The sequence below is a fragment of the Stutzerimonas sp. Brlt_14 genome (genome assembly GCF_051948915.1).
In the GTDB taxonomy this organism is placed as follows: domain Bacteria; phylum Pseudomonadota; class Gammaproteobacteria; order Pseudomonadales; family Pseudomonadaceae; genus Stutzerimonas; species Stutzerimonas stutzeri.
The window spans coordinates 36,281-59,954 of record NZ_JAYJLM010000002.1 but is presented as its reverse complement, the minus strand read 5'-3'; the positions used below and the strand labels follow the sequence as shown (position 1 = coordinate 59,954).

Below are 23,674 nucleotides of genomic sequence, written 5' to 3'. Positions count from 1 at the left end.
TTCGTGTTTCTAGGGCGGCATCAGCCGGCCGTGACCGTCATGCCGCCATCGGCCATGACCACTGAGCCGACCATGAAACTGGCTCGCTCCGAGGCCAGGAACGCAACGACCTCGGCGATCTCCTCCGGCTGCGCCGCGCGGCCGATGGGCGCGGCTTCGCCATGCTGGGCGAGAAAGCCCGGCCCGTCCTCGACCACATCGTTGAGGATGTTGGTCACCACATCGCCGACGCCGATGGCGTTTACCCGAATGCCATGCTCGATCGCCTCCAGTGCCAGCGTGCGGGTCAGCTGCGCCAGCGCACCCTTCGACGCCGTATAGGCGGCGATGGTCGGAAAGGCGAAGTACGACGCATAGGAGGCGATATTGACGATCGCCCCCGAGCGGTTGGGCATCATTGCCTTGACCGCTTCGCGGCAATGCAGGAAAGCCGCAGTGGCATTGACCGCCTGGATGCGCTCCCAGTCCTCGCGGGTCATGTCCACCACCAGCTTGTTGATGATGATGCCGGCATTGTTGACCAGGATGTCGAGTCGGCCGAAGCGCTCGACCGCCAGGCCCACCGCCCGCTCCGCGGCCCCGTCTTCGGTGATGTCGGCCTGAAGCGGCACCAGCCCCGGTCGAGCGAGTTCCTCGACCGCCGGGTCGATGTCTTCGGCAATGACCTTGGCACCTCGCTCGTGCAGCAGCAAGGCGATCGCCTTGCCGATACCACTGGCAGCGCCAGTGACCAGCGCGACCTTGCCTGCAACTTCCGCGATGACGCTATGCTTCGAATCGCTCATGCTGATTCCTCCGGTATATATGACGCCATGGGCGCCCTGGTTATCGACAGGTTCAGTCTTGCTCATCGTTGCGCCCCGAACTTTCGCTGGCTTGCTCTGGCTGTCGGACTCTTGCGCGCAAAAGCCGGATCCCGACATCTGCGGACCGCAGGACCGCACAATGGTGGGCTGAAGTCCGCCCTGCGGTTCGCTCCGTGTTCGATCCGCGGCACCGGGCGGCCGCTGCGCTACGCTAACGCCCCAGCCGCTTGCGGTCTTGTCCTGGAGTTTCACGTGCCTCGGCCAACCGACGCCCCGCCCTTGCCTGCTTCCGGCCGTGCCCCGGCCCAGGCCATGGGCCGTTACCTGCCCGCCGAAACGCAGCTGACCGAGCTGCCAATGCCGACGCAGGACGTCGTGCTGCAGCTGTTCAGCCACCGTTCGGTCGAAGTACCGATCGGCGTGCCGGCGGTGGTGGAGCCGTTGCTGGTCCTGGTGCTGGCCGGTGCTGCGCAGGTCGAGGAGCGCACACCGGGCGGCCAGTGGAGCACGGTGAACGTCCGTGCGGGCGACTTCTTCCTGACCGACACGGACGAGCCCTATGAGATGCGCTGGCAAGCGCTGGAGGGCGAGCGCTTCGAGGTGATGCACCTGTATCTCGGCCTGCCGCTCATCGACCAGGCGGCGCGTGAAATGCTGGGGCCGCAGAGCACCGGCGTTGCCTTGCTGGACGTTTCCGGTGCACGGGACGAGACGGTGCGTTGGTTGATGGATCAGCTGCGTCGCGAACTGCTCGACCGGCCCCAAGCCAGCCCGCTGTACGTCCGTGGCCTGGCCCAGGCACTGGCAGTGCATCTGCTGCGCCACTATCGCGACCCGCACGGCAGCATCCGCCGCAGCAATGCCCTGCCCGCCTACAAGCTGCGCAAGGTCATCGGGGTGATGAACGAACGGCTGGCCGAGGAGTTCAGCCTGGCGGCGCTGGCGCAGGTCGTCGAACTGAGCGAGTACCACTTCAGCCGGATGTTCAAGCGGGCCACCGGCCTTTCACCGTCGCAGTACTTCATCGGGCTGCGCATGGCGCGGGCGCGGCAGCTGCTGCTTGAAACACCGCGCAGCATCATCGACATCGGGCTGGAGGTGGGCTACTCGAGCCCCAGCCATTTCTCCCAGGTGTTTCGTCGTGAGGTGGGCGTCACCCCCAGCATCTATCGCCAGGGCTGAAAGAAATTCCGCAGGCGCAGAAACACGAAACCCCGGCCGTGATGACCGGGGTTTCGCACACGGAGCCCGGCGTTCGCCGGACTCGTCCTACAGATCGTCAATCAGCGCTTGGCGACCAGATCCTTCGGCAGCTTGAAGGTCCAGACCATGCCGCCCTGGTTGAACTCCTTGATGCGCTTGGCGACTTCACCGCCCCACAGAGGGACCGCACCACCCCAGCCGGACAGGACGGAAACGTACTGCTCGCCATCCATCTCCCAAGTAACCGGAGAACCGACGATCCCCGAACCGGTGTTGAACTCGTAGACTTTCTTGCCGGTCTTGGCGTCGAACGCCATCAGGTAGCCTTCCGGGTTGCCGGTGAACACCAGGTTGCCCTTGGTGGCCAGCACGCCGCCCCACAGTGGCGCGTAGTTGTTGTAGCGCCAGACTTCCTTGCCGGTCTTCGGATCGATGGCGCGCAGCACGCCGATGAAGTCCTCGTTGAGCGGCTTGATGGTGAAGCCGGCACCCAGGTAGGCCGCGCCCTTCTTGTAGGCGACGCCCTCGTTCCAGATGTCCATGCCCCACTCGTTGGACGGCACGTAGAACAGCCCGGTGTCCTGGCTGTAGGCCATGGGCATCCAGTTCTTGCCACCGAGGAACGACGGCGCGACGAACACGGATTTGCCCTTGTCGGCCTCGTTCGGATTGCCCGGGCGGTTTGCGTCGTCGTAGATCGGCCGACCGTTCTTGTCCAGGCCCTTGGCCCAGGTGATCTTGTCGACGAACGGGAAGCCGCGGATGAACTTGCCGTTGGTGCGGTCGAGCACGTAGAAGAAGCCGTTGCGGTCGGCAGTACCGGCAGCCTTGATGGTCTTGCCGCCTTCCTGGTAGTCGAAGGAGATCAGCTCATTCACACCGTCGAAGTCCCAGCCGTCATGCGGCGTGGACTGGAAGTGCCACTTGATCGAGCCGTCGTTCGGGTCCAGCGCCAGGCGCGAGGAGGAATACAGGTTGTCGCCGGGACGCAGGTGCGAGTTCCACGGCGCCGGGTTGCCGGTGCCGAACAGCAGCGAGTCGGTGTCCGGATCGTAGTAACCGCCGAGCCAGGGCGCCGCGCCGCCGGTCTTCCACAGGTCGCCGGGCCAGGTCTTGCCCGCTTCGCCGCCGGAGATGCCGGCCTCGACCTTCTTGCCATCCTTCCACACGTAGCCCATGTGACCTTCCACGGTCGGACGGGTCCACAGCAGTTCGCCATTCTTCGCGTTGTAGGCCTCGATCTTGCCCACCACGCCGAATTCACCACCGGAAACGCCGGTGATGAGCTTGCCGTTGACCACCAGCGGAGCGGCAGTCAGCGAGTAACCGGCCTTGTAGTCGGCGACGGTCTTCTTCCACACCACCTTGCCGGTGTCCTTGTTCAGTGCGACCAGCTTGGCGTCCAGGGTGCCGAAGATCACCAGATCGTCGTACAGCGCCACGCCGCGGTTGATCACGTCACAGCACGGCATGATGCCGTCCGGCAGACGCGCATCGTACTGCCACAGCTCCTTGCCGGTGCGGGCATCGAGCGCATACACCCGCGAATAGGAGCCGGTGATGTACATCACGCCGTCCTTGATCAGCGGCTGTGCTTCCTGGCCGCGCTGCTTTTCACCGCCCAGAGAGAAGCCCCAAACCGGTCGCAACTGATTGATGTTGTTGGTGTTCAACGCGTCCAGGGTGCTGTAGCGCTGGCCCTGCAAGCCCAGGCCGTTGGTGACGATCTGATCGGTGGACTTGGCGTCGTTGAGGATTTCCTGGTCGGTTACGGCCCAGGCGTGCAGGCTGGACATCGCCACCGCGGCGCATAGCGCCGTCACGGCGAAGGGCTTGCGAAGACCGGTGTGCTTCATTGCGGCTACCTCTGCGGGTTCATTGTTATGCCGGGAAATTTTCCCGGTCTGTTGCTGATTCTTGGTTTGCCCCGCCTCGCCAACAATTGCCCGCAGTACCGATTTTCCTCCTCCCTTGGTAGCAATACGCCGCTGCAGGCCAGGAAAACCGTGCCCTCCCGGGGCTGGTAGGGGCCATCGACGGCACCGAAGTCGCAACCAAACGGCCGGAAAAGACTATTCCGCACGGCCGGCCCAGCCCCTAAAACGGTCGTCCCCTCGCTCAGAAGGATACGAGCCATGTTTCACCCGATCCTGCTCTTCACCCTCCTCCTCCTGCCTCTCGCCAGTGCCAATGCCGCCCAGCCGGTCCGCCTGGGGCTCAATTACCCCAGCACCGGCAACTACAAGTCCGAAGGCCTTGAACTGAGTCGCGGCGCCCTGCTCGCCGTGGACGAGATCAATGGGCGCGGCGGTGTGCTCGGTCGTCCGCTACAGCTGGTCAGCCTCAATTCGGCTGCACGCGCGGAAAAGGCCGAGGCGAATATCGATCGTTTTGCCAGCCAGGGCACCGTCATGGTGTTCGGTGGCGCCAACAGCGAGGAAGCCCTCGCCGCCGGGCAGCGGGCACGCCAGCTGGGACTGCTGTACTTCCCGACCCTCGGCTACGCCAACGAGATCACCGGCCGCGACGGCCATCGCCATCTGTTCCGTGAGTCCAACAGCGCCTGGATGAGCGCGCGGGTGCTGGGTGAATACCTCAGCTGGCACATGCCCAACCGGCGTTACTACTACATCAGCCTCGACGACGCCTGGGGCCGCAGCATGGAACAGGCCCTGCGCGAGGCGACCAAGAGCCGCGACCGTGCCCGTCACGGCTATTCGAAAATCGCCGAGCGTGGCGCACGCCGTGGTGACTACCTGGCAGCACTGCAGAAGGCTGCCGCCAGCGATGCCGACGTACTGGTGATCGTGCTGCTCGGTCAGGATCTGGTACAGACCATGCGCCTGGCACAGACGCTGGAACTGGGCAAGCGCATGCAGATCATCGTGCCCAACCTGACCCAGAGCATCGTCGAGCAGGCCGGACCGCTGGTCATGGAGAACGTGATCGGCACCGAGGCCTGGACCTGGCGCGTGCCCAAGCTGGTGGACAGTGTCGAAGGGCAGACCTTCGTCGACCGTTTCATCGCCCAGCACCAGGCCTACCCTGGCAGCACCGCCGCCTCGGCCTATGGGATCGTCCGGCAGTGGGCGGACGCGGCACAGCGTGCCGGCAGCCTGGACAGCGAAGAGGTGATCGCGGCCCTGGAAGGCCATCGCTATCGCCTGCTCAAGGACGAGCAGTACTGGCGCGACTTCGACCATCAGAACGTGCAGAGCATCTACGCCGTGCGGGTCCGCAACCGCAGCGAAATCATGCAGGATCGTTTCAAGCAGGATTACTTCACCATCATCCACCGCATGGATGGCGAAGAAGCTGCGCCAAGCCTGGATGACTGGCAACAGGAACGCGGCGATCAGCTACAGCTGCAGTGAAACCCCTCACTGGTCGACGCGTTCCAGCGCGTCGGCCTCGTAGCGCGGATAGAGGTGGCTGACGCTGCGGATCAGTTCGTAGCGCGTCAGGCTGATGCCGGCGAAACGCTCCGGTATCGGACTCTGGATCACCTCGTTCATATCCGCCCCGCTGGCGGCGGAATCACGCAGCAGGCCATCGAGCCAGCCGAGATAGTCGCGCATCTGAACGAATGGCTCGGCATCGTCCGCCACCGGGCCGTGCCCGGCCACCAGGCGCTTCCAGGGCAAGGCCTGGAGGGTATCCAGATCAGCCAGCCAGACATCCAGCCCCGGGCTGTTCGGCGTCGTCAACGCACGCTGGTAGAACAGGATGTCGCCGGCGAACAGCACACCCGTGCGCTCGTCGAGGATGGCCAGGTCCGCACCGGTATGCCCGCGCAGCGCCAACAGGCGCAGCGTGCGCCCACCGACTTGCAGCGTACCGGTCGTGACGCTCTCGGTCGGCAGCACCACTTCGGTGCCGCGCATCCAGTCGCCGACCAGGCGGTACATGTTTTCCGCCATAGCGTTGCCCTGCTCGCGCAGCAGTTCGGTGGTACCGGCCAGCGCGGCGATCGGCACGTCGGCGAATGCCTGGTTGCCCAGCACATGGTCCGGATGATGGTGGGTCAGCAGTACCTTGATGATTGGCCGATCGGTCACCCGGGCAATGGCTTCGCGCATCGCCTCGCCGTAGCGTCTGGACGGCCCGCTGTCGATCACCACCACGCCAGAGTCGGTGACGATGAAACCGGTGTTGACGATGTTGCCGCCATTGGCCTTGTCGAAGTTGGCCGTCGAGCCTTCCAGCAGCCAGACGCCCTCGGCGAGCGGCTGCGGCTGCAGGTCGTAGCGAAGCTCGGCGTGCACGGATGACGTCAGACAGAACGCGAAAATCAGAATGAACAGGCGCATGACGCCTCCTTGGCTTGGGTTATCGCAGGCCGAAGCGGAGATGGGCTCAGAGCGCGGCTTGGAACTCGTTGCCGTTGTTGTCGCGCAGCCACAGGCGGGTGTCCTGCTCGCCTTTCACCTCCAGGCTGAGGCTCGGGTTCTCGGCGACGGCGGGATACAGCTCGAGCGCTGCCAGGACCTGCCCGTCGGCAGCGCGCAGCTCGGCCTGGTTGAGGAAGAACTCCGGAATGCCACCGACCAGCCCGTTATCCATGGGATGGGAGACCTGCAGGCGCAGACGGCTGAAGTCACCGCGCACGAAGCGCCCGCCGATCACCTCGCCGAGCCGGTCCTCCCAGCCGGGCTGCGCGCGCACCACGCTGGGCGCGGTGCACCCCCCACCGGCGGCATCGACCCTCGCCGAGCCGACATGCCAGACCCCATCTCGGGTCAGCACGGCGGCACGTACCGGGGTGGCCTGCTCGACACGGATGCGGATCGCCACCAGCGGCAACACCTGGTCGCCGGGGACGAAGGTGAAGATCCGCGGGATGGGATTGAGGTCGGCCCAGGCTTCTATGCGCACCACCTCATCGCCCAGGGCACGCGCATCGACGTGGATCGGCACCTGCCGCGAGTCCTCGGCGAACGGCGGCACCTGCACCTGCACGCGTTCGTCGAACACGTAGGGCTCGCCGTTGAGCAAGCCCTTGTGGTGGTACTCCCACATCACCGACTGCAGCGGGTCGGCATCAGCCGCCAGCACGGCCTGCCCCTGAAGGGCGATCAACAACAGCAAGATCCGGACGCTCATGTCGACTCCTCGAAACGGCGATCCGCAACGGGATCGGTATCGCGCAGCGCTCGGCCCGGAGCGGCATGACGCCGCCGTCAGCGCCCGGCCACGTCGTTTTCCACATCCTGGTACAAGCCGGGCAGCTCGTAATGCAGCCCGTGCTTGGCGTACAGCTTTTCCATACCGCCTTCGAGGATCAGCGGTTCCAGCACTTCCTCCAGTGCATAGGCCAGCTGGCGGTTGGACTCGTGTACGGCCATGCCCAGATCCCAGACCTGCTTGCCCATGTTCGGGTAGGCGTTCTCCGCAAGCTTCAGGTGGCTGTCGCCCGCCTGGGCCATCAGCCATTCGATCTCGCCACGCATCGCCATGGTGGCGTCGACCTCGCCCTCCTTGAGCGCGGCGAAGGCCTGCTGCACGCTGGGATAGTGATGGAGGTTTTTCGCCAGCCGACCCTCGAAGACTGAGGACAGGTAGAACGAGGGGACGCTGTCCACCTCCACACCGATCGGGTGGTACTGGAATACCGCCACGCTGGGCACGTCCTCGATGCGCCGGTCGTCATAGGCCGTCTGCCAGCGCTCGCGCTGGTAAGGCCCGAACATCACCACCAGCTCGTTGATCAGTTCACCCAGCTCGTTGCGCTTGTAGGAGAACTCGCGGTCATACGGCACGCGCAGCATCACGTCGGCCAGCACGTCGCGGCGCAGGTAGTGCCCCTTCCAGATGAAGTTGCGCAGGTCATCGTCCAGCGTTTCGTCCGGCGTCACCCACAGCACTTCGAGCTTGAGGCCCAGGCCTTCGGCAAGCTTCTGCGCGAGCTCGAAGTCGACGCCGCGCGGCTGGCCGTCCTGCTGGTAGCTGTACGGGGGGAAGTTCTCGTACATCGCCACCTTGAGCACGCCCGACTCGATGATGTCATCGAAGGCGCGCACCCTGACCACGTCCGCCTGCGCCAGCGCGCAGCACAGCGTCAGCCACAGCGCGAGGAACAGCCGCACGCCGGCCATCACTGCTTGGCCGCTTCGCTTTCGATATAGGTACGGATCGCCCACAGCGCTTCCTGACTGAGGGTGTCGGCCATGCGCGGCATGTACACCGCACCGTCACGCACGGCGCCGTTGATCACGCGCTCCTTGTACCACTCGTCGCCGTCGTAGCTGGCTTCCAGCTCGCGCAGGTCCGGAGCGATACCGCCGGAAATGGCTTCCAGGCCATGGCAACGGGCGCAGTTCTGGTTGTAAGCGGAGGAGCCGATCTGCACGGCGAGGTCGTGGTGCTCGCTCGGCGCGCGATAGGGGTTCTCGTCCAGCCACTCCTCACCCAGCGCCGGCAGGCCTTTGGTGTTGACAGCCTGTGGCGTCACGTCGCCATGGGCGAATACCAGTCCGGAAACCCCGAGGACACCCGCTGCCAGCAGTGCGCGCAAAATGATCTTGTTGTTCATGACTACCACCCTCTATTCGAGAACCTGTGCAAGGCAGCCCCAATCGGAGCGCATGGTGGTCATGTTGGCCGCGCGGACGGATCGGCAGAATCCTGCTTTGGATGCCTGCATCTCCTCCCTTGGTACTGGGTTTTGCTACCACCTTCGGCACCCCACCGGTAGCAAGGCCAAATCATCGGCGGCCGGGAAGGAATCCCGGTGTTGGCGGGAGCTTTTCCGTGTCGGCGCGCGCGCCGCGCTTCCAATAATCGAATCGCCTGGCCAGCCGGATGTGGCGGCCTCGTTCGAATCGACCAAGGGAATCGCAACCATGAAAACAAGATCGCACCCCGGCGCACCCCGCCCGCTCGCACTTGCCGTGCAATGCCTGGCTCTGGCCGGCAGCCTTGCCATGGCGGGCGCCGTGCACGCCAAACCGGTCAGCTGGGAAGACATCGCCAATGACCATGTCACCACCAGCAACGTGCTGCAGTACGGCATGGGCACCAATGCACAGCGCTGGAGCCCTCTGACGCAGGTCAACGAGAGCAATGTGTTCAAGCTGACCCCGGCCTGGTCGTTCTCCTTCGGCGACGAGAAGCAGCGCGGCCAGGAATCCCAGGCCATCGTTCACGACGGCGTGATCTACGTTACCGGCTCCTATTCGCGGGTGTTCGCCCTCGATGCGAAGACCGGAAAGCGCCTGTGGAGCTATGCCCATCGCCTGCCCGACGACATCCGCCCGTGCTGCGACGTGGTCAACCGCGGCGCCGCCATCTATGGCGACAAGATCTACTTCGGCACCCTCGATGCCCGGGTCGTGGCACTGAACAAGGACACCGGCAAGGTCGTCTGGAACAAGAAGTTCGGCGACCATGGCGCCGGTTACACGATGACCGGCGCACCGACCCTGGTAAAGGATGGCAAGACCGGCAAGGTCCTGCTGATCCACGGCAGCTCCGGTGACGAGTTCGGTATCGTCGGCAAGCTGTTCGCCCGCGACCCGGATACCGGTGAGGAAATCTGGATGCGCCCGTTCGTCGAAGGCCACATGGGCCGCCTCAATGGCAAGGACAGCACCCCCACCGGCGACATCAAGGCGCCGTCCTGGCCGGACGATCCCAATCACCCCACCGGCAAGAAGGAAGCCTGGAGCCAGGGCGGCGGCGCCCCATGGCAGAGCGCCAGCTTCGATCCGGAGACCAACACCATCATCGTCGGTGCGGGCAACCCGGCACCCTGGAACGGCTGGGAGCGCACCAGCGACGGTGGCAATCCGAACGACTACGACAGCCTCTACACCTCAGGGCAGGTCGGCGTCGATCCGAGCACCGGCGAAGTGAAGTGGTTCTACCAGCACACCCCGAACGATGCCTGGGACTTCTCCGGCAACAACGAGCTGGTGCTGTTCGACTACAAGGACAAGGCCGGCAAGACCATCAAGGCCACCGCCCACGCCGACCGCAACGGCTTCTTCTATGTGGTGGACCGCAAGGACGGCAAGCTGCAGAACGCCTTCCCCTTCGTGGATGGCATCACCTGGGCCAGCCATATCGATCTGAAAACCGGTCGACCGGTCGAGAACGAAGGCCAGCGCCCGCCCAAACCGGAGCCGGGCGAGAAGCACGGCAAGTCGGTGGAAGTCTCGCCGCCCTTCCTCGGTGGCAAGAACTGGAACCCCATGGCCTACAGCCAGGACACCGGCCTGTTCTACGTGCCGGCCAACCACTGGAAGGAGGACTACTGGACCGAGGAAGTCAGCTACAAGAAGGGCTCCGCCTACCTGGGCCAGGGTTTCCGCATCAAGCGCATGTACGACGACCACGTCGGCATCCTGCGCGCCATGAATCCCGTCACCAGCAAGGTGGAATGGGAACACAAGGAAAAGCTGCCGCTTTGGGCCGGCGTGCTGGCGACCAAGGGCAACCTGGTCTTCACCGGCACCAGCGACGGCTACATCAAGGCCTTCAACGCCAAAACCGGTGACGAGCTGTGGAAGTTCCAGACCGGCAGCGGCGTGATTTCCCCGCCCATCACCTGGGAACAGGACGGCGAGCAGTACATCGGCGTAACGGTCGGCTATGGCGGCGCCGTGCCCCTGTGGGGTGGCGACATGGCCGTGCTGACCAAGCCGGTCGCCCAGGGTGGCTCGTTCTGGGTATTCAAGCTGCCGGACTGGGAGAAGAAGACCGCCAAACGATGAGTGGAGCCGTGCCCGCCCACGCGGGCACGTCCTCTAGCCCTCAAGATACAGCGGTTCGCGCGGCATGCCTGGCCTCGCCGGCTCCGGGTTGGCGCTCTCGTCGACAGGCCAGAAACGCCACGCGACCGCTTTTCATTTCCTGCCTCAGGTGACGCCCATGAACGCCCCTTGCCGTTTGCTTCTGCCACTGGCCCTGTTCAGCAGCGCCGCGGTCTTCGCTGCGGATGACGGCCCCTTGACCGTCAACGGCTGCGTGCTACAGCCCGACAGCCAATGCGCCAACGCCGACCTGCGCGGCGCCGACCTCAGCAATCAGGACCTGCGCCGGATCAACCTCGCTGGCGCCAACCTCTCCGGCGCCAACCTGCGCCACGCCAACCTCGACCTGGCCAATCTGGAAAAGGCCGACCTCACCGGCGCCACGCTTAATCGCGCCAGCCTGCAACAGGCCAACCTGCGCCTGGCCAATTTCACTGATGCCAGGCTGATCGCCATCCAGGGCTGGGGCTTGTTCGCCCAGGCCACGCAGTTCAAGGGGGCCGACCTCACCGGTGCCTACCTGGAGTTCGCGCGCATGAGCGGCGCGAAGCTGCATGGCAGCACCCTGCGCGCTGCCGACCTGGAGATGACCTGGCTGAGCAAGGCCGACCTCATGGGGGCGGACCTCACCGACGCCAATCTGCAGGAAGCCAAGCTCAACGATGCCAACCTGGCAGATGCCGTACTGACCGGTGCTCGCCGCCATTACGCGACCTTTCAGGGCACCAATATGGAAGGATGCAAGGACTGCCCGCATGACTGGGAAAAGTGATGCACCGCCATGCCCGTTCGATTGAGGGGCTCAATCGGAGGGATAGAACGAAGGGTGGCCACTGCGCCTCAGGAAAACTCGAACGGCGCCGATGCAGTGACTGGGCGGTCTTGCCCTCCACTGGATGCCAAACAGATGTTCAACAAAAACCTAAAACGGGAACTGGCTGAGTTGCGCGAGGACGCGGCAATCAACCAGCAGATCAAGAACTCGTTGTACAGGGAAATGATGGTCCTCGAATTGGACCCGCAAGGACGCATCCAGCACGCCAACGAGCTGTTCATCAGCGAAATGGGCTATCGCCGCGAGGACCTTATCGGTCGTCCGCTCGATGGCTTCTTCAGCCAGCAGTTTCGTAGCGAACCGAACTATTCACGGCTCAAGACCGCCATGCAGCGTGCCGAGCATGTCAGCGGGGCGTACCGCCTGGTGCGTGCCGATGGCCAGGAAGCCTGGCTGCGCTCCATCTGGCAACCGATCAAGGGCTCCGATGGCACGCTGCACCACTTCACCCTGTGCGCCACCAACCTGACCCGCACCATCGAGACGTCACGCGAGCACGAGAGCGTGATCAATGCACTGCTGCGCTCCACCGCCGTCATCGAATTCGACCTGGGCGGGCATGTCATCACGGCCAACCAGCGCTTCCTCGACGGCATGGGCTATCGCCTCGAGCAGATCAAGGGCAAGCACCACCGCATGTTCTGCGAACGCGAAGAGGCCGAATCCGCTGCCTATCGGGATTTCTGGGCCAGCCTGAACCGCGGCGAGTACATTGCGGACCGCTTCAAGCGCATCGATGCCCATGGCCGGACGGTCTGGCTGGAGGCTTCCTACAACCCGGTGCACGATGCTTACGGCAAGCTCTACAAGGTCATCAAGTTCGCCACCGTGATCACCGATCAGGTCAACCGCGAGCTGGCCGTCGCCGAGGCCGCGACCATCGCCTATGACACCTCGCACCACACCGATCTCAGTGCCCAGCGCGGCGCCCAGGTGGTCCAGCAGACCGTCGATGTGATGCATCGCATTGCCCAGCAGATGCAAGAGGCTTCCGATGGCATCGAGGCGCTGGACAAGCAGTCGCAGCTGATCAGTGCCATTCTCAAGACCATCAGCGGGATCGCCGATCAGACCAACCTGCTGGCGCTCAACGCCGCCATCGAAGCTGCTCGCGCCGGCGATCAGGGCCGCGGCTTCGCCGTAGTAGCCGACGAGGTGCGTCAGCTGGCCGCGCGCACCAGCAAGGCAGCCGAGGAAATCGTCGGGGTGGTGCAGAAGAACCAGGACCTCGCCCAGGCTGCCGTGCACAGCATGTCCAGCAGCCGAGACCAGGCCGAACAGGGCCTGGAATTCGCCAACCAGGCCGGCGCGGTCATCGTCGAGATCCAGGACGGCGCTCAGCGAGTGGTCAGTGCGGTCGGCCAGTTCGCCAGTCAGCTGAAGAACTGATGGCGGGCTGCGCTCGGCCCAGCGCCTACACTTGCCGGCAGGCCCGAGCGCAATCGGGCAATGCATGTACCCGGCGGAGGATCAGCGCTTGAGCCAGAGGCCCATCATCCACATCGCGGTGCAGTCGGACGTCGAGCGGCTGCCGGCCTTCCAGGGATTGCCGAATCAGGCCATCGTCATGCCTGCGAGCGCCGAGGCCTTCTCCGCGGCTGCGCAGGAGCTTCTCGCCTGCCCCTGCATCGGTTTCGACACCGAATCCAAGCCGACCTTCAGGGTCGGCGAAGTTTCCAGCGGACCGCACCTCATCCAGTTCGCCACGCCGGCGAAAGCCTACCTGCTGCGAGTCGGACTGCCCGGCTGCATCGAGGCGGCCCGCACCGTGCTGCAGGCGACACAGGTGGTGAAGATCGGGTTCGGGCTGAAATCCGACCGCTCACGGCTGCACCAACGGCTGGGCATTCATGCTCACAGCCTGCTCGATCTCGGTTCGCTGCTGCGTTATCAGGGCAAGAAGGGCCAGGTCGGCCTGCGTGGCGCTGTCGCTGCGGTGCTGGGCAGGCAGATCGACAAGTCCCGCCGCCTGGCCACCTCGAACTGGGCCAATCCGCTACTGACCGAAGCGCAGCAAGCCTATGCGGCCAATGATGCCTACGCCGCGCTGCAGGTATTCCTCGCCTTGCCGGCAGAACACCAGCAGGAGCTGCTGATGGCCGCGCAGCGCGCACAGAACGCAACCGCCGACGCCACGCTGGACCCGCTGGTGATTCGCTGGCAACGCCTGGTCAATGACAGCGGCCAGACCTGCGATCGCTGTGGCGCCACCGAGCAGGCGGTACGCCAGGCGAGCCGTCGGTTGCAGCAGGCGTTGCGCCGGTTCGGCGTCAGGGTGCGGGTCCAGACCGGCGCCCTCACCCCGGCTGATTTCTCGCGGACGCCGCTGGAATCGAATCGCATCTGGATCGCCGGTGTACCGCTGGAGCGGTGGCTGGGCGCAGCTCACGGGCAGAGCAAATGCTGGTCGGCGTGCGGCGAGGCCAACTGCCGGACCCTTGAGTTGAACGAAACACGTTATGAGGCGGTCCCGGCCGCGCTGATCGTGCAGGCGGGACTGCTCGCGGCGCAACGCTTGCTCGGCCACCCCGTCGAAGCGCCCGTCGCACCTTCGCTACCCGATAACGGCTGCTGCGCCTGAAGCCCTCCGAAGCGCGCACGCCCGCCGTGGCAATCGCCCATGAGCGCTTCGTGGGCCTGCCCAGCGCGGCGCTCCGCAGGCGACTGCGCGTCCGGATCGCTCAGAGCGCATCCCAGCGGTAACGCACACCCAGCCAACCGGCACGCGGAGCGCCAGGGGCGATGAACTGTTCGTGCCGCCATTCGTCCGGGTCACTTTCGAAGGCATTGCCGGCCCCCACGAACGGGTTCTCTGCCAGCGCTCCGCCGGTGGCGTAGCGCTTGTCGAAGAGGTTGTCGACCCGGCCGAACAGCGTCCAGTCACGTGCGAGCCGGTAATCGGCAGTGAGATTGACCACGGCATAGCCGGGAAGCCTGCCACGTCCCTCGAACTCGTCGTTGGCCCGATGCCGGTTGTTCTCGTTGCCACGTACGTACTGCGACGAGTACGCCAGCACGCTGGTGCCGAGGCGCAGCCTTTCATCGATGTTCCAGTCCAGGCCCAGCTTGAGGTGGTGCTTCGGCAGACCCGGCAGATAATCGCCGCTGGATACGCGGATTTCGTCGTCCGGACAGCCACCCTCGCCCGCGGTGCTGTTGTTCTCGGCAAGCAGGCACGCCGCAGAGCGGAAGGTGGCGTGCAGATAGGTGTAATCCAGCCGCCAGTCGATCGGCCCCTGCTGGCCGGCCAGGCCCAGCTCGATGCCCTGTCGGCGGGTGCGCCCGAAGTTGGTGAAGTACCCCATGCTGCCACCGGTGCCAACGAACAGCAGGTCGTCATGGTTCATGCTGCGGAAGGCCGTGGCGTTCCAGCGCGTTCCGCCAGCCAGCTCGCCGCGCACACCGACTTCGAGGGTGCGTGTCACCACCTGCTTCAGGAAGGGATCGGCGGCCATGGCGTTGGGCAGGCTGCAGGGGTTCTCCGGATCGGCGCAGCCAAGTTCGATGGGGGTCGGCGCGCGGTTGCCCTGGGTGAAGCCGCCATACAGGGTCACAGCCGGCTGCAGTTGCCAGGCGAAGCCGAGCGCCGGGTTCAGCTTGCGATAGGTGAAGTCACCATCGAGCGCGTCCCCCATGCGATCGGCATTGACCACCCGGGTACGGTTGTAGCGCAGCGAGCCGGTGAGCTGCAGGTCATCCGTCAGTGACCAGGTGTCGGTGGCGTAGAGGCTGGAAGTGCGGGTGCGACCCAGCAAGCTGTTGGCCTGCTCCTCCTCTTCTGTGGCGCTGATGCCGCGCGAATCGGTCAGCTCACCGCCCTGCTCGCTTTGATGGAAGCTGGCGCGCGTGTTGTCGTGGGTAAGGCCCACGGCGAACTGGTGAGCGCCGACGTAATGCGTCCATTGCAAGGCCAGGCCGAACGCACGCTGAGCGGTGCGAGTGCGGTTCAGCACACCGCTCTCTGGCGCCTCGCCCACAAAGCCGTCGTCCTCCCATTGCTCATATTCATCCTCGTATTCGTCGTTGCCGTCGCCGTTGAGCGTTGCGGTGCGGGTACGACGCAAATAGACGGTGCCGGAGAATCGATCGCTGTCGCTCAGCCAGTGGCTGGCCGAGAGCGCCATCAGGTGGCTGCGATTTTCGGTCTGGTCCGGATGGGTGAAGATGGCTTGGCGGCTCCGGTGGTGCATGCTCTCAGGGATCAGGCCGTTGCCGATCATATCGTTGTCGGCATGAGCCAGGGTCAGCGCCACATCGGTGGTGTCGGTGGTCCAGGCGAACTTGCCGAACAGCTGACGCATGTCCGATGGCGAATGATCGCGCCAGCCGTCCTCTTCCATGCCCTCCGCGGCCAGGTACCAGGACAGCTCTTCATGCTTGCCGCCATGCTCCAATGCGCCGCCCTTGCGCCCGAACGAACCCCCATAGAGTTCCGCCGAGCCACCGGGATGCGTATCGCCACGCTTGGTCTGCAGCGCCAGCGCACCACCCAGGGTATTCAGGCCGTACAGCGGATTGGAGCCCGGGACCAACAGCATGTCGGCGATGGCGGTGCTGGGAATCAGGTCCCAGTGCACCACATCACCAAAGGCTTCGTTGACCCGCACACCATCGAGAAACACGGACAACCCCTGCGGCGTGCCGAGCAGCGGCGAGGCGGTGAAGCCGCGGTAGTTGAGATCGGCCTGGTAAGGATTGCCCTGGATTTCGTTGACGTTGACGCTGGGCAGGCCACGTTGCAGCTTCTCGGCGAGCGACTGGCCGCCCAGCTTGCGCAGCTGTTCGTCATCCAGTGTCCGGATATTGGCCGGCACCTGGTCCCTGGGCAGATCGATGCCCGGCAACGGAGTCGTGGCAACCACGTCATCGCGACCAAGATCGAACGCTTCGTCGGCATGCGCCAGGCCAGGCAGGACGCTGGCGATGGCGATGGCGATGGCAAGGGACAGCAACGTGCGCCGGGGGATTGCGCTGCGGCAGAGATACGACATGGTTGTTCCTTGTTCTTGTTGGCGGTGCGCGGCGGACAAGCCGCCCGGGCCGCTGCATGATGGCAAGCGGCCAGGCGCGATTATCGAAAGGTGCCCCGCTGCGCCGACAGGGAAGATTTCCCGGCCCTGGCGGGAAATCTTCCCGGTTGCCAGGCGCTTGGTATTACGTCCTGTGGACTAGAACGGCCGACGACTTCCAGCGCGCGCAGGCGCCGCCCGTCCGTACGGGCCGTGGAAAGACGGGGAAGCGGCAGCGAAGCGCTGCCAGAGGAAGGTCGCCGCGGCAAGAACCGCGGCAAAAATGAATGCGACCGTACCGGGCTGCCGTCAGGCCTCGCAGAGCATGTGGTCGCCGACGCGCAACAGGCCCTGGTCAATCGCCAGGTGCACCAGCTCAGCCTGGGAGCTGACTTCGAGCTTGCTCTTGAGCAGCGCCAGGTGATTCGAGACGGTCTTGCTGCTGATGCACAGCCGTTCGGCGATCTCGCGATTGCCGATGCCCCGGGCGAGCATGATGAAGATCTCCATTTCACGCGGCGTCATATCTGCCAGCCGTCCTTTGACGGGGGAGCGCGACGGCCGCTGACAAGCCAGATCGGTCGCCAGCGGCTGCTCGATGAAGGTCTGCCCGGCGAGCACCTTGCGTACCGCCTCGACCAGCACGTCCGGCGCGCAACGCTTGGTCAGGTAACCCGAAGCGCCGGCGTCCAGCGCCTGACGCACCAGCGCCAGCTCGTCGTGCATGCTGAACACCAGCACCGGCAACAGCGGCAATCGCTGGCGCAGGCGCCGGCAGGTCTCCAGGCCACTGATGCCCGGCAGGCCGAGATCGAGCACGACCAGATTCGGAATGCTTTCCTGCACCTGCTGCAGCGCCTGCTCGCCGCTTTCGGCTTCGCTGACACTCACCTCGGGCAACAGGGCCTTGAGCAGGCTGGCATAGCCCTGACGCACCACCGCATGGTCATCCACCAGCAGTATTTTCATCACGTCGCTCCTTCCACAGGCAGATTCAGATAAAGCGCCCAGCCGTGCCCCGGGCGATGGCGCATGCGCAACCGCGCGCCGAGACAGCGGGCGTGTTCCACCATCGAACGCAGACCGACCCCGAGCCGCTCAGGCGGCAAGCCATGGCCATCGTCGCGCAGCAACAGCCGCACCCCGTTGCGATCGGCCCGTAGCTGCAGTCGCACGCGGGTCGCTCGCGCATGGCGCGCCACGTTGGTCAGTGCCTCCTGCACCATGCGGTACAGGTGCAACTTGGCCTCCATCGACAGCGGTGGCAGCGCACCCTGCAACTGCAGTTCGCATTCGATCCCCTGGGTGCTCTGCCACTGCTCGGCAAGCTGGCCGATGGCATCGGCCAGTTCGAGGTGATCGAGCATCACCGGGTAGAGGTCGCGCACCAGGGTGCGGAAACCGTTCTGCAGATCCAGGCTGTGCTGTTCGAGATGGGCCGCGGTTTCACGCACGGCATCCGGCTGCTCCGCCTGGACCCGCAACAGGCAGGCCCGGGCGCGGATGCCTGCCAGGTACTGTCCCAGGTCGTCATGCAGGGCCTGCGCCAGACGGGTGCGCTCGCGTTCTTGCAGCGCGAGCAGCGCCTGTGTCAGCCGGTCGTTATCCGCTCGCGTGTCTTCCAGCGCGGCAGCCATGTGATTGAAGCGCTCGGCGAGTTCGCGCGCCTCGGCGAAGCGATGGGGCGGCAGTCGGGTATCGAGCCGCCCGGCGGCGATGCGCACCAACGCGCCGAACAGCTCTGCCAACACGCGCATGCCGGGGCGCACCGCCCAACGGATCGCCAACAGGCAAAGCAGCAGGGCCACTCCGAAAAGAGCCAGCAGCTGCAACAGCGAATCCCTGACTTCCTCGACCTCGTCGCTCGGATCGACGCTGATCTGCAGGCGCTCGCCCCCGGGAAGCTGCAGCTCACTGGGAGCGGCCAGCTCTGCCGGGTACAGCCACGTGCCGAGCCAGTCGGTGAGCAGCGTATCGCCGCTGTCGGTCGCTGGCTGCCCGGGCGACAGCCAGCGCACCCGCACGTGCCGCAGGCTATCGGTAAGTTCGGGGCGCAAGGTGGCGGGATCGCGCTCGGCCATCTCGCCGAGGTAGGCAACCACGGCCGCCGCGGCATCCAGTTCGCGCTGCACGTCGTGGCTCGCCTGGCGCAGCAGCACAGCCAGGCAGACCATCGCCACGAGGGCGAAGAACAGTGCCACCAGCAGGTTCAGTCGCCAGAGCGCGGACATATCGGCTACCTCCGGAATTCAGCCACCTTCGCGTGTCGCCTCACTTGACCACGAAGCGGCCTTCCATGCCCTTGCCCTCGAGCCCCTTGCAGTAGAACGGGTAGCTGCCCGGCTTGACCGGCAGGAAGAAAATCTCGGCCTCGCCGGCATCCTCGAACTCCAGCTCGACCAGGGTGATGGCCTTGATCTCCACACCGCCGGCCTCGACCTTGCGCAAGAAGATCGACTTGGCGAACTCCGGAGCCTGGAACGCGCATTCCTTCTGGCCGTCGGAGCTGACCTTGAGCTGGTAAGCGACACCGGTCTCCAGCTGGTATTCCTTCTGCGAGACGGCGTAGTCGCTTTCCTCTGAACCGAAACGCAGGTCCGGCAGAGCCTGGGTGCGGCGTGTGAGATCGCCGGCGGCGTGGCTGCAATCGAAGCCGATCAGGCTGCCGATGAACAGAACGTTGAGCAGCAGAGCTTTGTAGGTGGGCATGGCACTGGCCTCTTTATTGTTGTCGGTGCCCATCCTAAGGCGCCGCGCTCGCCACCACCTCCTACCTTGGTAGCGCCTCGCGGCCAGCAGAGGTCGCCACGTCGAGCCCGGCCAGCATTGAAATCTGGGCCAGCCGGCCACTCGATTCAGCGCAAAGGCAGCCACAGGTCTCGCGGGCCGGAAGACCGCCGCATGCCCCTCCACAGCCATACCGCTACCAAAGTATCGGTACCAAGGTACGGATCAACTTCCCTGAGGTCCGGCCGCAATATCTCGATATCAATGATGCCAATTGGACATCACCCATTTCGCGCAACCGCCGAGACGCGATCACGCGCTCGAGGGCTTGCCGCAGCTGTCTTCTCATGCGTTATCAGGAGTCGTACCGTGATGCCTCTCAAATCCATCCAGCAGCGAATAGCGGTTATCGGCGGCTTATGCCTGCTGATATCCGCGGGAATCTTGATCGGCTACAGCGTTTATCTGGCCAGTTCCACCCAGCATCTGGTGTCGACCCGTGTCAGCCAGCAGGCACAGGAAGACGCGTTGCAGAACCTGCAACACCTCGCCGGCCAATACGCCGAAGAGATCCGCACCGAGTTCACCGAGGCGCTGGAAACGGCGCGCAGCATGGCAACCACCTTCGCGGTCGCCAAGTCGAAGGAGAACGGCGGATTGCAGGTCGGCCGCGACGAGGTCAACGCGGTCTTGCTGAACGTGCTGAAGAGTCAGCCGGACTTCAACGGAACCTATTCGTGCTGGGAACCGGACGCGATCGACGGCCAGGACTACCTATTCACCGACGGGCAGAACGGCAACAACGCCCAGACCGGACGCTTCACGCCTTACTGGACGCGAAGCGCAGACGGCAAAATCGCCGTCCAGCCATTGGTGGAATACGACACCCAGGACAAGCACCCCAACGGCGTGCTCAAAGGCGGCTGGTACATCGGCCCGCGGGAAACCCTCAAGGAGAGCGTGCTCGGCCCTCTGCCATATGTCGTACAGGGCAGGCAGGTCTGGTTGGCGACGCTCTCGGTACCAATCATCGCGGACGGTCGCTTCCTCGGTGTGGCCGGTACCGACTATGACCTCGACTTCGTCCAGCGTATCAGCCAGGAAGTCTCCGCAAAGCTGTTCGAGGGCCAGGGTGAAGTGGCGATCGTCAGCGATCAGGGCTTGATCGTGGCGGAGAGCCGGTATCCCAACCTGATCGGCCAGCATTTCCAGCAGGTACTGCCGGACGCGTGGCGGCCCGCTCTGGATTCGATCCAGAAAGGCGAACGGCTTGCGCGGCTGGATGACAACGGAATGATGATCGTCCTGGCGCCGATTCACCTGGGCCGCACCGGCAAACCCTGGTCGATGATGCTCAAGATCGACAAGCAGATCGTCCTGGCTAAGGCGACCGAACTCAAGGCCGAGATGGACGCGCAGAGCCAACGAAGCATGCTGCAGCAGGTCGGCGCCGGGGTCGTCATATCGCTACTCGCAGTGATTGCGCTATGGCTCTCGGCACGCGCGATTGCCCTGCCCATCCGCAGGGCCGCACAACTGGCTGGTGCGATTCAGAAGGGCGACTTCTCGCAGCGCCTGGGGCATCGCTCGGCTGATGAAGTAGGCCAGCTCTCGGCCAGCCTCGATCGCATGGCAGACAGTCTGCAGGAGCAGGTGCATGTCGCCGAACGCATCTCTCAGGGCGACCTGGCGGTGGAGGTCCGTCTGGCATCCGAACGCGACCAGCTGGGCCTTGCCCTTCGACGAATGGTGGACAACCTGAACGAGCTGGTCTCCCAGGTGCAGCTCAGTTCCGGGCTCATCAACGACAAGGCCGGCCAGGTCACCCGTCTGAGCCACGAGCTATCCACCGGCGCGACCGAGTCGGCCTCGGCCGTCACCGAAATCAGCGCCACCATCAACCAGATGGCGGTACAGATCCGTCAGACCTCCGAGTACGCGAACGAAGCCAACAGTCTCTCGCGCAAATCCGAACACTCGGCGCGAGGCGGCAACGAGCTGATGGCGACGTTGAAGGCCGCCATGCAGGAGATCAATCAATCCGGCCTGGATATCACCAACATCATCAGAGCGATCGAAGAGATCGCGACACAGACCAACCTGCTTGCCCTGAACGCGGCCATCGAGGCGGCTCGCGCCGGCGAGCATGGTCGCGGATTCGCCGTGGTCGCGGACGAGGTGCGACAGCTCGCGGCACGCAGTGCCGAGGCCGCGCAACGCTCGACCCGCCTGATTCAGGAATCCAACGCGCGGACGGTCAAGGGTATGGAGTTGACCGACGACACCGCGCAAGCGCTGGAGGCCATCGTTCGCGGGGCAGCGCAGGTATCGCAACTCGTGGAAGAGATTGCGCAGGCTTCGAGCCAGCAGGCGTCCGGCATCGAACAGGTCAGCCAGGCCATCGGCCAGATCGATGAAGTGGTGCACCACAACAGTTCGAACTCGGATCAATCGACCCAGGCGGCTCAGGAACTGACGCAGCAGGCGCGGCAGATGATCGAGCAGGTCGGACGCTTCAAGGTTCGCTCGGTACGCTAGTCGACCAAGGAGAGGCGGCGCCCTTGCGCCGCTTCTCTACTACCTTGGTACCGCCCCGCCGGTACTTTCTGCATATTCCCCCGCTCCGCCATGGTTCCTATGCTGCCTGCAACGTCACAGGAGCTGCCCATGCGCCACGTATTACGACGAGCCGGTTTGCTGGCCGCCCTCGCCTGCTGTGCGCCCTTCGCTCTGGCGGCTGCCGGGGCCGAGCTTGAGGTGCGTATCGGCTATCTCGGCTACCGCCCCGATCCCGGTCCGCTGCTCTCCAACGTGATCCCCGAACCGGAGGACGCCGGCCTGCGTGGGGCCGAACTCGCCATCACCGACAGCAACAGCACCGGGCGCTTCCTCAAGCACAGCTACGTGCTGGACGCCGTGACCAGCGAAACCTCCGACGACCTGCTGCAGCAGGCAGCCCGGCAGCATGGCGACGGGCTGCGCCTGTTCGTGGTCAACGTGCCGGCCGCGACGCTGCGCCAGCTCGCCGAAGCGATGCCGGACAGCCTGCTGATCAATGCCGGTAGCGCGGACGATGCGCTGCGCAGCCAGAACTGTCAGGTCAACGTGCTGCATACGCTGCCCAGTCGAAGCATGCTCGCCGACGCCCTTGGCCAGTTTCTCGCCGCGCGGCGCTGGAACCGCTGGATGCTGATCGTCGGCCCTACCGAAGACGACCAGGCCTACGCCGAGGCGCTGAGGCGCGCGGCCAAGCGTTTCGGCCACCGCATCCTGGTGGAAAAGCCCTGGAGCTTCGACAACGACCAGCGCCGCAGCGCCCAGGCGGAGATGCCGCTGTTCACCCAGGCCGCCGAGTATGACGTGGTGCTGGTGGCCGACGAGCGCGGCGACTTCGGCGAGTACGTGCCCTACCAGACCTGGTTGCCGCGCCCGGTTGCCGGCACTCAGGGTCTGACCGCCACAGGCTGGCACAAGACCGTGGAGACCTATGGCGCCGCGCAGCTGCAGAAGCGTTTCGAGGCTCATGCCAACCGCTGGATGAACGATCGCGACTTCGCCGCCTGGATGGGTGTGCGCAGCCTCGCCGCGGCCGTCACGCGCCTGCGCAGCACCGACGCCGCGGCGATCCGCCAGCTGTCGCTCAGTGGCGAACTACCGCTCGACGGCTTCAAGGGCCGCAAGCTGAGCTATCGCGCCTGGGACGGCCAGCTGCGCCAGCCGATCCCGCTGGTGCACCCACGCGCACTGGTTTCCAACTCGCCGCAGGACGGCTTTCTGCATCCCACCAGCGAGCTGGACACCCTGGGCCTCGATGCACCGGAAAGCCGTTGCCGCCTTGACCAGCAGGAGCTTTAAACATGCGCCGTGCACTTCTCATGCTGGCTTTAGGCACCCGCCTGGCAAGCGCCGAGACCAGCGATCTGAGCTACGAGTCCTACATCGACAGTGATAAGCGCATCAAATGCCTCTACGGCTACGCTGCCGAAAAGACCGGTGACCACGCTTCGGCCAGGAAGATCTTCGAGGACTGCATTGAGCGTTGGAGCGATGTGTACTCGATGATCTGGCTTGCCCAGATGTACGAATCGGGCTCCGGCGTGCCCGCTGACCAGGCCAAGGCCGCAGCTTTCCTGAAGCAGGGCGCGGAACAGCCGGACGACGCCGCCTACGTCAGCCTGGCGCGCTATCACTGGGGCGTGGCCCTGGCCGAAGGCCGCGGCGTCGAAGCCGATCCCGATGCCGCACGCACCTGGCTGGAACGTGCCGCGGCCGGTGGTCAGCAGGAAGCCGCCGAGTACCTCATGCGGCTGGATGCCACCCGCACAACAGAATAACGACAAG

General features: G+C 64.9%; 19 protein-coding genes. 9 read left to right on the top strand and 10 right to left on the bottom strand.

Going from position 1 to position 23,674, the window contains the following annotated elements:
- Positions 1-20: 20 nt before the first annotated feature.
- Positions 21-785 carry an SDR family NAD(P)-dependent oxidoreductase gene (locus VF716_RS04275; RefSeq protein WP_011913389.1) on the bottom strand — a complete coding sequence of 255 codons (765 nt, stop codon included), beginning with the start codon at positions 783-785 and terminating at the stop codon, positions 21-23.
- A 333-nt stretch (positions 786-1,118) separates the two neighbouring features.
- Between VF716_RS04275 and VF716_RS04270 the strand changes: the two genes are divergently transcribed.
- Positions 1,119-1,988 carry a helix-turn-helix domain-containing protein gene (locus tag VF716_RS04270; protein WP_045159135.1) on the top strand — a complete coding sequence of 290 codons (870 nt, stop codon included), beginning with the start codon at positions 1,119-1,121 and terminating at the stop codon, positions 1,986-1,988.
- Between the two features lie 101 nt (positions 1,989-2,089).
- Here VF716_RS04270 and VF716_RS04265 read toward each other — a convergent pair whose 3' ends face one another.
- Complete coding sequence (locus VF716_RS04265; RefSeq protein WP_013982914.1) at positions 2,090-3,865, bottom strand: PQQ-dependent methanol/ethanol family dehydrogenase; 1,776 nt, start codon at positions 3,863-3,865, stop codon at positions 2,090-2,092.
- A gap of 279 nt (positions 3,866-4,144) precedes the next feature.
- Between VF716_RS04265 and VF716_RS04260 the strand changes: the two genes are divergently transcribed.
- Complete coding sequence (locus VF716_RS04260) at positions 4,145-5,383, top strand: substrate-binding protein (RefSeq protein ID WP_095460146.1); 1,239 nt, start codon at positions 4,145-4,147, stop codon at positions 5,381-5,383.
- A gap of 6 nt (positions 5,384-5,389) precedes the next feature.
- On the opposite strand, the gene VF716_RS04255 is transcribed toward VF716_RS04260, so the two are convergent.
- The 4 genes from VF716_RS04255 to pedF form a co-directional block, all read right to left on the bottom strand.
- Positions 5,390-6,319, bottom strand: a complete 930-nt coding sequence (locus tag VF716_RS04255; RefSeq protein WP_095460147.1) for a quinoprotein relay system zinc metallohydrolase 1 — start codon at positions 6,317-6,319, stop codon at positions 5,390-5,392.
- A gap of 46 nt (positions 6,320-6,365) precedes the next feature.
- On the bottom strand, positions 6,366-7,112 hold the full coding sequence (locus tag VF716_RS04250) for a quinoprotein dehydrogenase-associated SoxYZ-like carrier (RefSeq protein ID WP_095460148.1): 747 nt from the start codon (positions 7,110-7,112) through the stop codon (positions 6,366-6,368).
- Between the two features lie 77 nt (positions 7,113-7,189).
- Positions 7,190-8,104, bottom strand: a complete 915-nt coding sequence (locus VF716_RS04245; RefSeq protein WP_095460149.1) for a substrate-binding periplasmic protein — start codon at positions 8,102-8,104, stop codon at positions 7,190-7,192.
- Positions 8,104-8,541, bottom strand: coding sequence for a cytochrome c-550 PedF (pedF, locus tag VF716_RS04240; RefSeq protein ID WP_011913396.1), 438 nt, complete (start codon positions 8,539-8,541; stop codon positions 8,104-8,106). Before pedF ends, VF716_RS04245 begins: the two co-directional genes overlap by 1 nt.
- 310 nt (positions 8,542-8,851) lie before the next feature.
- On the opposite strand from pedF, the gene exaA reads away from it, so the two are divergent.
- From exaA to VF716_RS04220, 4 genes are all read left to right on the top strand, one after another.
- Positions 8,852-10,723, top strand: coding sequence for a quinoprotein ethanol dehydrogenase (exaA, locus tag VF716_RS04235; protein ID WP_095460150.1), 1,872 nt, complete (start codon positions 8,852-8,854; stop codon positions 10,721-10,723).
- Positions 10,724-10,880: 157 nt separating this feature from the next.
- The gene (locus VF716_RS04230; RefSeq protein ID WP_061373666.1) at positions 10,881-11,534 is read left to right on the top strand and encodes a pentapeptide repeat-containing protein; all 654 of its coding nucleotides are present in this window, start codon (positions 10,881-10,883) and stop codon (positions 11,532-11,534) included.
- A gap of 135 nt (positions 11,535-11,669) precedes the next feature.
- Positions 11,670-12,986 (top strand): methyl-accepting chemotaxis protein, encoded by a 1,317-nt coding sequence (locus VF716_RS04225; protein ID WP_019405880.1) that lies wholly within the window; start codon positions 11,670-11,672, stop codon positions 12,984-12,986.
- A gap of 88 nt (positions 12,987-13,074) precedes the next feature.
- Positions 13,075-14,178, top strand: coding sequence for a DUF2703 domain-containing protein (locus VF716_RS04220; RefSeq protein WP_255222861.1), 1,104 nt, complete (start codon positions 13,075-13,077; stop codon positions 14,176-14,178).
- A gap of 100 nt (positions 14,179-14,278) precedes the next feature.
- Here VF716_RS04220 and VF716_RS04215 read toward each other — a convergent pair whose 3' ends face one another.
- The 4 genes from VF716_RS04215 to VF716_RS04200 form a co-directional block, all read right to left on the bottom strand.
- Complete coding sequence (locus VF716_RS04215; RefSeq protein ID WP_440551938.1) at positions 14,279-16,588, bottom strand: TonB-dependent receptor; 2,310 nt, start codon at positions 16,586-16,588, stop codon at positions 14,279-14,281.
- 327 nt (positions 16,589-16,915) lie between these two features.
- Entirely contained in the window at positions 16,916-17,575 is a 660-nt protein-coding gene (locus VF716_RS04210; protein ID WP_013982923.1) for a response regulator, read from the bottom strand.
- Positions 17,575-18,837, bottom strand: a complete 1,263-nt coding sequence (locus VF716_RS04205) for a sensor histidine kinase (RefSeq protein WP_095460153.1) — start codon at positions 18,835-18,837, stop codon at positions 17,575-17,577. The genes VF716_RS04210 and VF716_RS04205 overlap by 1 nt, the downstream gene beginning before the upstream one ends.
- A gap of 40 nt (positions 18,838-18,877) precedes the next feature.
- Positions 18,878-19,315, bottom strand: a complete 438-nt coding sequence (locus tag VF716_RS04200) for a copper-binding protein (protein ID WP_026006449.1) — start codon at positions 19,313-19,315, stop codon at positions 18,878-18,880.
- Between the two features lie 390 nt (positions 19,316-19,705).
- Here VF716_RS04200 and VF716_RS04195 point away from each other — a divergent pair, with 390 nt between their 5' ends.
- The 3 genes from VF716_RS04195 (at position 19,706) to VF716_RS04185 (ending at position 23,667) form a co-directional block, all read left to right on the top strand.
- Positions 19,706-21,871, top strand: a complete 2,166-nt coding sequence (locus VF716_RS04195; protein ID WP_045159114.1) for a methyl-accepting chemotaxis protein — start codon at positions 19,706-19,708, stop codon at positions 21,869-21,871.
- Positions 21,872-22,000: 129 nt separating this feature from the next.
- On the top strand, positions 22,001-23,188 hold the full coding sequence (locus VF716_RS04190; RefSeq protein ID WP_095460155.1) for an ABC transporter substrate-binding protein: 1,188 nt from the start codon (positions 22,001-22,003) through the stop codon (positions 23,186-23,188).
- A gap of 2 nt (positions 23,189-23,190) precedes the next feature.
- Positions 23,191-23,667, top strand: coding sequence for a tetratricopeptide repeat protein (locus tag VF716_RS04185; protein WP_095460156.1), 477 nt, complete (start codon positions 23,191-23,193; stop codon positions 23,665-23,667).
- Positions 23,668-23,674 lie beyond the last annotated feature (7 nt).

Coding starts and splice junctions, on each gene's coding strand:
- VF716_RS04275 (WP_011913389.1), bottom strand. CDS start 785: ATGAGCGATTCGAAGCATAGCGTCATCGCGGAAGTTGCAGGCAAGGTC.
- VF716_RS04270 (WP_045159135.1), top strand. CDS start 1,119: ATGGGCCGTTACCTGCCCGCCGAAACGCAGCTGACCGAGCTGCCAATG.
- VF716_RS04265 (WP_013982914.1), bottom strand. CDS start 3,865: ATGAAGCACACCGGTCTTCGCAAGCCCTTCGCCGTGACGGCGCTATGC.
- VF716_RS04260 (WP_095460146.1), top strand. CDS start 4,145: ATGTTTCACCCGATCCTGCTCTTCACCCTCCTCCTCCTGCCTCTCGCC.
- VF716_RS04255 (WP_095460147.1), bottom strand. CDS start 6,319: ATGCGCCTGTTCATTCTGATTTTCGCGTTCTGTCTGACGTCATCCGTG.
- VF716_RS04250 (WP_095460148.1), bottom strand. CDS start 7,112: ATGAGCGTCCGGATCTTGCTGTTGTTGATCGCCCTTCAGGGGCAGGCC.
- VF716_RS04245 (WP_095460149.1), bottom strand. CDS start 8,104: ATGGCCGGCGTGCGGCTGTTCCTCGCGCTGTGGCTGACGCTGTGCTGC.
- pedF (WP_011913396.1), bottom strand. CDS start 8,541: ATGAACAACAAGATCATTTTGCGCGCACTGCTGGCAGCGGGTGTCCTC.
- exaA (WP_095460150.1), top strand. CDS start 8,852: ATGAAAACAAGATCGCACCCCGGCGCACCCCGCCCGCTCGCACTTGCC.
- VF716_RS04230 (WP_061373666.1), top strand. CDS start 10,881: ATGAACGCCCCTTGCCGTTTGCTTCTGCCACTGGCCCTGTTCAGCAGC.
- VF716_RS04225 (WP_019405880.1), top strand. CDS start 11,670: ATGTTCAACAAAAACCTAAAACGGGAACTGGCTGAGTTGCGCGAGGAC.
- VF716_RS04215 (WP_440551938.1), bottom strand. CDS start 16,588: ATGTCGTATCTCTGCCGCAGCGCAATCCCCCGGCGCACGTTGCTGTCC.
- VF716_RS04210 (WP_013982923.1), bottom strand. CDS start 17,575: ATGAAAATACTGCTGGTGGATGACCATGCGGTGGTGCGTCAGGGCTAT.
- VF716_RS04205 (WP_095460153.1), bottom strand. CDS start 18,837: ATGTCCGCGCTCTGGCGACTGAACCTGCTGGTGGCACTGTTCTTCGCC.
- VF716_RS04200 (WP_026006449.1), bottom strand. CDS start 19,315: ATGCCCACCTACAAAGCTCTGCTGCTCAACGTTCTGTTCATCGGCAGC.
- VF716_RS04195 (WP_045159114.1), top strand. CDS start 19,706: ATGCCTCTCAAATCCATCCAGCAGCGAATAGCGGTTATCGGCGGCTTA.
- VF716_RS04190 (WP_095460155.1), top strand. CDS start 22,001: ATGCGCCACGTATTACGACGAGCCGGTTTGCTGGCCGCCCTCGCCTGC.
- VF716_RS04185 (WP_095460156.1), top strand. CDS start 23,191: ATGCGCCGTGCACTTCTCATGCTGGCTTTAGGCACCCGCCTGGCAAGC.